This window comes from Pelagibacterium lacus (genome assembly GCF_003345525.1).
Classification (GTDB): domain Bacteria; phylum Pseudomonadota; class Alphaproteobacteria; order Rhizobiales; family Devosiaceae; genus Pelagibacterium; species Pelagibacterium lacus.
This window is the reverse complement of sequence record NZ_QQNH01000050.1, coordinates 1-6,438: the sequence shown is the minus strand read 5'-3', so window position 1 is coordinate 6,438 and position 6,438 is coordinate 1. Positions and strand designations below refer to the sequence as shown.

General features: G+C 62.2%; 10 protein-coding genes. 3 read left to right on the top strand and 7 right to left on the bottom strand.

Annotated elements, in window-relative coordinates; translation table 11 throughout:
- The 3 genes from DVH29_RS15845 to DVH29_RS16310 all read left to right on the top strand — a co-directional run.
- A partial coding sequence (locus tag DVH29_RS15845; RefSeq protein ID WP_245945055.1) for an ArdC family protein occupies positions 1-519 on the top strand: 519 nt, incomplete at its 5' end.
- Positions 516-863: a DUF2958 domain-containing protein gene (locus DVH29_RS15840; RefSeq protein WP_114647158.1), complete on the top strand. Its 348-nt coding sequence runs from the start codon at positions 516-518 to the stop codon at positions 861-863. The genes DVH29_RS15845 and DVH29_RS15840, both read left to right, overlap by 4 nt.
- Complete coding sequence (locus tag DVH29_RS16310; protein WP_147276146.1) at positions 847-1,428, top strand: hypothetical protein; 582 nt, start codon at positions 847-849, stop codon at positions 1,426-1,428. The genes DVH29_RS15840 and DVH29_RS16310 overlap by 17 nt, the downstream gene beginning before the upstream one ends.
- Before the next feature lie 714 nt (positions 1,429-2,142).
- Here DVH29_RS16310 and DVH29_RS15835 read toward each other — a convergent pair.
- The 7 genes from DVH29_RS15835 to DVH29_RS15805 form a co-directional block, all read right to left on the bottom strand.
- Positions 2,143-2,418: a hypothetical protein gene (locus tag DVH29_RS15835; protein WP_199562616.1), complete on the bottom strand. Its 276-nt coding sequence runs from the start codon at positions 2,416-2,418 to the stop codon at positions 2,143-2,145.
- A gap of 231 nt (positions 2,419-2,649) precedes the next feature.
- Complete coding sequence (locus tag DVH29_RS15830; RefSeq protein WP_114647157.1) at positions 2,650-2,985, bottom strand: ArsR/SmtB family transcription factor; 336 nt, start codon at positions 2,983-2,985, stop codon at positions 2,650-2,652.
- A gap of 74 nt (positions 2,986-3,059) precedes the next feature.
- Positions 3,060-3,791, bottom strand: coding sequence for an arsenical resistance protein ArsH (gene arsH / locus DVH29_RS15825; RefSeq protein WP_114647156.1), 732 nt, complete (start codon positions 3,789-3,791; stop codon positions 3,060-3,062).
- Positions 3,792-3,897: 106 nt separating this feature from the next.
- On the bottom strand, positions 3,898-4,320 hold the full coding sequence (gene arsC / locus DVH29_RS15820) for an arsenate reductase (glutaredoxin) (RefSeq protein WP_114647155.1): 423 nt from the start codon (positions 4,318-4,320) through the stop codon (positions 3,898-3,900).
- Positions 4,317-5,414, bottom strand: a complete 1,098-nt coding sequence (arsB, locus tag DVH29_RS15815) for an ACR3 family arsenite efflux transporter (protein WP_114647154.1) — start codon at positions 5,412-5,414, stop codon at positions 4,317-4,319. The genes arsC and arsB overlap by 4 nt, the downstream gene beginning before the upstream one ends.
- Positions 5,415-5,429: 15 nt before the next feature.
- Positions 5,430-5,939 carry an arsenate reductase ArsC gene (locus DVH29_RS15810; RefSeq protein ID WP_114647153.1) on the bottom strand — a complete coding sequence of 170 codons (510 nt, stop codon included), beginning with the start codon at positions 5,937-5,939 and terminating at the stop codon, positions 5,430-5,432.
- Between the two features lie 13 nt (positions 5,940-5,952).
- Entirely contained in the window at positions 5,953-6,285 is a 333-nt protein-coding gene (locus tag DVH29_RS15805; protein WP_114647152.1) for an ArsR/SmtB family transcription factor, read from the bottom strand.
- Between the last annotated feature and the right edge of the window lie 153 nt (positions 6,286-6,438).

The following is a 6,438-nucleotide window of genomic DNA, read 5'->3' as shown; positions in this document are numbered from 1 at the left end:
CGGCGCTCGATACCCCCAACATCAAGTGGCCTGGTTTTGCGCCGCCCAATGGCCGACTTTTACCCCGCCGTTGACAGTATCGACTTCCGCATCGGCGGCGACCGCGCCGTTTACGTCCCGGCGCACGACTATGTTCAGGTGCCGCCGCCGCAAGCCTATTTCGAGCCGATCAACTGGCACCGGACGGCCCTGCACGAGCTGGGGCACGCCACGGGCCACCGCTCTCGGCTCGACCGCGATCTCGCCGGTTCCTTCGGCACCAGGAAATACGCCTTCGAGGAGCTGGTCGCCGAGTTGAACGCGGCGTTCTGCTGCGCCTCGCTCGGCATCGCGCCGACCGTGCGCCATGCCGACTATATCGGCTCCTGGCTCGAGGTGCTGCGCGAGGACAACCGCGCCATCGTGCGGGCCGCCAGTCTCGCCAGCAAGGCAGCGGACTGGCTGCTCGGCCATCTGCCCGGCTGCGACGCGCACGAGGGCGATGCCGGCGCGGACGAGACGAACAGGAGGGCGGCATGATCCTCCTGACCGATGCGCAGCGCGCTCAGCTTCTCGCCAATGGCCGGCAACGCGACGTCGACCATATTCCCGTGGTCAAGCTCTTCAACCCGCTCGGCGAAGAGGTCTTGCTTGGGACCGAGCTGGAGGCAGACGGCGACACGCTTTATGGCCTCGTAGATCTCGGCGAGCCGTCTCCGTCTCGGCAGGTGCGCAATCTCCTGAACCCACCCAGGCCATGTCATCCATCCTGTCATGCAGCTATACGCCGCGCTATTCTCTGCCGACGAATGGCGGCATGTATCGGGACATCGAGAACGATGTACCGTCACGCCATGGCTCCAGCAGGTGTTTGGTTATGCTGAACCCCCGGGTCTGCTCGTCCGGATTTTCCCCGAACTCCGCGAGCAGGGTGCCTCAAACGAGTTGCCGGGATTGGTGGATTTTTACGACCATCCTAACGTGGAAACGGAGTGGTCAAGCCGCACCGCCATCGCCCCGGGGACACTTGTCATCTATCTGATGGCTCAACCGCCGGAAACGGCTTCGTCCTTACCTGCACCGATCGAACGGAGCTGCGAGCGCCGCGCTTGCGCAATCGTTTTCGCAGACATGTCTTCGGCACATGCCTTCGAAATTACGCACAGACAGATCCAGGAGGTCGCCAGGCGTTTCACGTCAACGGCGACGGCGCCGCTGAATATTCAGCCTGATGATGCGCCAGCGTCTACTCAGGTGGTACAGAATTGGACAGCTGCAAACTTTATGTCGATGACCGACGCAGTGAGCGTATTTCGGGCACTCAATCCGAGTAACGAGCGTGATGCCTGTGGAACGCTGCTCTGGGTGGATTCGAGCAATACGCCGCGCTCGGCCCGCTATCTGTGTATCGTTCACGTGGGGACTGAAAGCCGGGTGCCCAATCAATAGGGTGGTCGGTCTGGGTCGGCAAACAAGCGGAACATTATCCCCAGAGCTCCAGCTTTCGTCCTAACACCGGCACGCTGAATTTCGCGCTGATGCGAGCATTCTTCCTTCAAAAAACGGCTGACCATACTCGCTGGAGTTATTATTTGCTCTCAATATAGCGCTTCAGCCATGCCCGAGCTTCCTCGGTCGTTGAAAACGAACCAGCTCGCTCTGCCGCCCAAGCCGCATTTATAGCGCGTCCGACTTCGGGACCTGGCTCTCCCAGAACCTCTAGAACCTCTTTTCCTCCCATGAGCCTGATCCTCTTTTCCAAATAGTCTTTAAGCCAGGACAATCCGCAAATCGCCATGCCAACGGTCAGCGGGGGGACGTGAGCATTTTTCCCAGAACGCCGAATTTTTTCGAGAGGGGCGCTTTTAGCGGCCGAAGCATGAGGGTTTTCCCAACCATGCAACATCGGCAATAGGTGAGGGCCGCCGCGTACCGTGGCGGAGGACAGGACGACAAATCAGAGCATCAATGGCGAGATGAAGCTCTCATTTTCGTCAACGCTGGCGCCCCATACAGGAAAGCAGTAAGGGGTTTACCTGCACTGGAATCAATGTCGGGAAATGACGCAGTCGGGGTGGATTCCGGTCCGTCAGCTTCTGGACCGGATTATTGTGAAGCCGCCATAAGGATTTTCCTCTGGGGGAAGCAGTCCGATGATCCCTTTCAATGATTACCTGTTGTTCGAACAGCGGCGAACCAGAACCCGCCACAGAGCGTCAGCGAGCCTATGAAGATCGCGGCAAGCACCGCGCCGTAGCCGCTGCTCGCCTGCCAGATCATCGCGGCGGCAAGCGGTGCGGCCGCCTGCATGACGTTCATCGGTGCGACGAGCGATCCGTTCACCGCCCCGTAGGCTTCCCGGGAGACCATCTCGGGAACCGCGATTCCGCGGACGATCGTGATCATGCCGTTGGCAGCGCCATAGATGGCGGCGATCAAGGCGATAACTGCTACCTGTGGCGGCGCATATCCCCGGCGTCCGGAACGGTCGTCACGCGGCGCTCTGGCAACAGGCGCTGGCGGCAACTGGAACTACGGGCTTCTCGAACACGGCCGGGCGGAGGCCACGCTCCACGAGCTGGGCGGCGGCGGGCAGGCCGATGGGTCCGGCCCCGATGACAGCCACGGGAAGGTCAGGTGCAGGGATCGCGTCCATGTGGCTTTCCTTGTCTAGCGGGCGGGCTCGCAGGCGGTGTTGCGGCGAGGTTCGGGCGGGCATGCCCCATCCGCGCAGCATTCGTCGGCGAGGTATCCGATCAGGGACTGCATGGCGGGATAGTGCGCCCGGCAGATCAGCGTCGTCGCCTGCCGCTCCTGGGTAACGAGGCCTGCGTCGACGAGCTTCCTGAGGTGGTGCGAAAGCGTCGAGGCTGCGATCCCCAGCTTCTGCTGGACGCTGCCGACTGGCATTCCTTCGTCTCCGGCGCGGACCAGGACGCGATATAGCTGCAGGCGCGTCGGGTTACCGATCGCTTCCAGCTGGGATGCTGCTATTTCGAGTTTCATAGAAATATGATGACAGCGCCGGAGCGGGCGGTCAATCCAATTTCGATGATTGTCGAAATTCAGTCTGCTGTTCGTCAGATCGAACGCTGGTTCACGCGTTTCGACACTTCCTCCGCGCTTTCGACACGTTCGGAATAGCGGTCCGTCAGATAGCCAGCGCGGTCACGCAGGAGGAAGGTGAACTTCATGAGTTCCTCCATCACATCGACGATGCGGTTGTAGTAGGAGGACGGCTTCATGCAGCCTGACTCGTCGAACTCGGCGAAGGCCTTGGCGACCGAAGACTGGTTCGGGATGGTGAACATCCGCATCCAGCGGCCGAGCACCCGCAGCTGGTTGACTGCGTTGAAGCTCTGCGATCCGCCGCAGACCTGCATGACGGCAAGCGTCCGGCCCTGGGTCGGACGGACGCCTCCGAGGGAAAGCGGCAGCCAGTCGATCTGCGCTTTCATGATTCCCGTCATCGAGCCGTGACGCTCCGGCGAACACCAGACCTGCCCTTCTGACCAGAGCGACAGATCCCGAAGCTCCTTGACCTTCGGGTGGCCCGCCGAGGTGGAGTCCGGAAGCGGCAGGTCGGAGGGATTGAAGATACGCACGTCTGCGCCCAGCTTCCGCAGGATTCGCGCCGCCTCTTCCGTCGCCAGCCTGGAATAGGACCGCTCGCGCAAGGAACCGTAGAGCATCAGGATCCGCGGTGGATGGGTTGCGCGCGGCGCATCGAACAGCGCGGCCGGGTTGATCGGGTGAAACTGATCCCCGTCGATGTTCGGGAGGGTATCCAGCTGGCTTATGTCTTCGGACATAGGAAAACTCCAGTTGGGCCGCGACCTCCGCTGCGGCTAGTCTCGAACCATGTCGAAGCAGAGATCACGCCACGCGGGGCCGTTTTATTCGAAAATGGAAACAGCGTCAGCGCACGCGCCTGCCGGACGCGTCGATCACGATCTCGCCGTCGTCCTTGGTGAACGGCCCGATATCGGGACTGGGCAGGATATCCAGGACCGCCTCGGAAGGACGGCACAGCCTCGTGCCCTTGGGTGCGACCACGATCGGCCTGTTGATCAGGATCGGGTGCGCCAGCATGAAGTCCATCAGTTGGTCGTCGGTCCACTTCGGATCGCCGAGTTCGAGCTCCGCATAGGGCGTGCCCTTCTCGCGCAGTAACTCGCGCGGGCTGATCCCCATCGCCGCGATCAGCTCGACGAGCTTCCCCCGGGAGGGCGGCGTCTTCAGGTACTCAATCACCTCAGGCTGTTCGCCGGACTGGCGGATCATGGCGAGCGTATTGCGTGACGTGCCACAGGCGGGATTGTGGTAGATCGTGATCGTCATTCTGCGGGATCCTCGATTGCGGTCGGATCGACGGCGGAGCCCCGTTCGTACCAGTCCTTGCTGCGGTTCACGATCCAGACGACCGACAGCATCACGGGCACCTCGACCAGCACGCCGACGACGGTAGCAAGCGCCGCGCCGGAGTTCAGCCCGAACAGGGCGATCGCTGCCGCGACAGCCAGCTCAAAGAAATTCGACGCGCCGATCAGCGCCGAAGGGCCGGCTACGCAATGGCGCTCTCCCGTGACCCGGTTGAGCAGATAGGCGAGGCCGGAGTTGAAGTAGACCTGGATCAGGATCGGGACGGCAAGCAGTGCGATCACCATCGGCTGCGCGATGATTTGCTCGCCCTGGAAGCCGAACAGGAGCACGAGCGTTGCCAGAAGCGAAAGAAGGGAAACAGGCTGGAGCCTGGCCAGCAGCCGATCGAGGGAAGCTTGCCCGCCAGTAGCCAACAGCCACCGGCGGACGAACTGGGCCACGACGACCGGCAGCAGGATGTAGAGCACGACCGACAGGAGAAGCGTGTCCCATGGGACCGTGATCGCCGACAGGCCCAGCAGCAGGCCGACGATCGGCGCGAAGGCGATGATCATGATCGCGTCGTTCAAGGCGACCTGCGACAGCGTGAAGTTCGGCTCGCCGCGAGTCAGGTTCGACCAGACGAACACCATTGCGGTACACGGCGCCGCCGCCAGGATGATCAGGCCCGCGATGTAGGAATCAATCTGCGCTTCGGGGAGGTACGGTCGGAACAGCCAGCCAATGAACAGCCAGCCGAGCAGCGCCATCGAGAACGGCTTCACCGCCCAGTTGATGAACAGGGTGACCCCGATGCCTCGCCAGTATGTCCCGACCTGCGCGAGCGACGCGAAGTCGACGCGCAAAAGCATCGGCACGATCATCAGCCAGATCAGCACGGCGACCGGAAGGTTTACCTTGGCGACCTCGGCGCTGGCGATCACTCTGAAGAGGCCGGGCAGCATGTGCCCCAGCGCGATCCCGGCGACAATGCAGAGCGCCACCCACAGAGTGAGATATTTCTCGAAGAAGCCGATCCTCGCCGGAGCGGCATTCAGTACATGGTCGGTCATGGTGTGCCTGTCAGTTCATCCCGCCTTCGGCAGCTTCCGGCCGATTTCCTCCAGCCGCCGCTGCAGGGCGAGCCTGTCGAGGGATGCCATTGGCAGGCTGGTGAAGATGTCGATCCGGCTCTTGAGCATCCGGTAGGCTTCGGCGAACGCGAGGTGCTTCTCAGCGTCGGTGCCCTCCGCCGCGGCCGGGTCCGGAATTCCCCAGTGCGCGGTCATGGGCTGCCCCGGCCACACCGGACAGGACTCGTTTGCCGCATTGTCGCAGACGGTGAACACGAAGTGCATCTCTGGCGCGCCAGGCGCCGCGAACTCATCCCAGCTCTTGGAGCGGGCGAAGGAGGTGTCATGATTCAGGCTCTGGAGGAGCTGGACGGCAAAGGGGTGCACTTCGCCCTTGGGCTGGGAGCCTGCCGAAAACGCCCTGAAGCGCCCCTGCCCGATCCGGTTCAGGATGGCCTCGGCAAGGATGGATCGCGCCGAGTTGCCCGTGCACAGGAACAGCGCGTTGAATGGTTGATCGCTCATCGGAAAGCTTCTCCTAGCACTCGCAGGTGATGGCATCGATTACGGGACGGCACATCTCCGGGGAGCCGCTGCAGCAGTCTTCCATGAGGTAGGCCAGCAGGTCACGGAACCCCATCATGTCGGCGACGTAGCGCACGATACGGCCCTCCCGCTCCGTACGAACCAGGCCCGCGTGATGAAGGATCTTCAGATGCGCCGAAATGGTGTTCTGGACTGCGCCGAGCCTCGATGCGATTTCTCCCGCAGGCACGCCCTCCGCCCCGGCCTTGACCAGGAGGCGGAAGATATCGAGGCGGGTTTCCTGTCCGAGAGCTGCCAGCGCAGCCAACGAAAGTTTCTTGTCCATGTATCTAAGATTCCAGATATATAAGGCCTATAGCAGTCAGAACGGGCGCACGCAATCGGAAATGCGGGCGCTACGGTGTCAACGGCGGGGTAAAAGTCGGCCATTGGGCGGCGCAAAACCAGGCCACTTGATGTTGGGGGTATCGAGCGCCGG

What these genes read in the sequence shown, in the direction of transcription:
- DVH29_RS15805 (WP_114647152.1), bottom strand. Translation starts at nt 6,285, where the DNA reads ATGGACAAGAAACTTTCGTTGGCTGCGCTGGCAGCTCTCGGACAGGAA.
- arsC (WP_114647155.1), bottom strand. Translation starts at nt 4,320, where the DNA reads ATGACGATCACGATCTACCACAATCCCGCCTGTGGCACGTCACGCAAT.
- DVH29_RS15830 (WP_114647157.1), bottom strand. Translation starts at nt 2,985, where the DNA reads ATGAAACTCGAAATAGCAGCATCCCAGCTGGAAGCGATCGGTAACCCG.
- DVH29_RS15840 (WP_114647158.1), top strand. Translation starts at nt 516, where the DNA reads ATGATCCTCCTGACCGATGCGCAGCGCGCTCAGCTTCTCGCCAATGGC.
- arsB (WP_114647154.1), bottom strand. Translation starts at nt 5,414, where the DNA reads ATGACCGACCATGTACTGAATGCCGCTCCGGCGAGGATCGGCTTCTTC.
- arsH (WP_114647156.1), bottom strand. Translation starts at nt 3,791, where the DNA reads ATGTCCGAAGACATAAGCCAGCTGGATACCCTCCCGAACATCGACGGG.
- DVH29_RS15810 (WP_114647153.1), bottom strand. Translation starts at nt 5,939, where the DNA reads ATGAGCGATCAACCATTCAACGCGCTGTTCCTGTGCACGGGCAACTCG.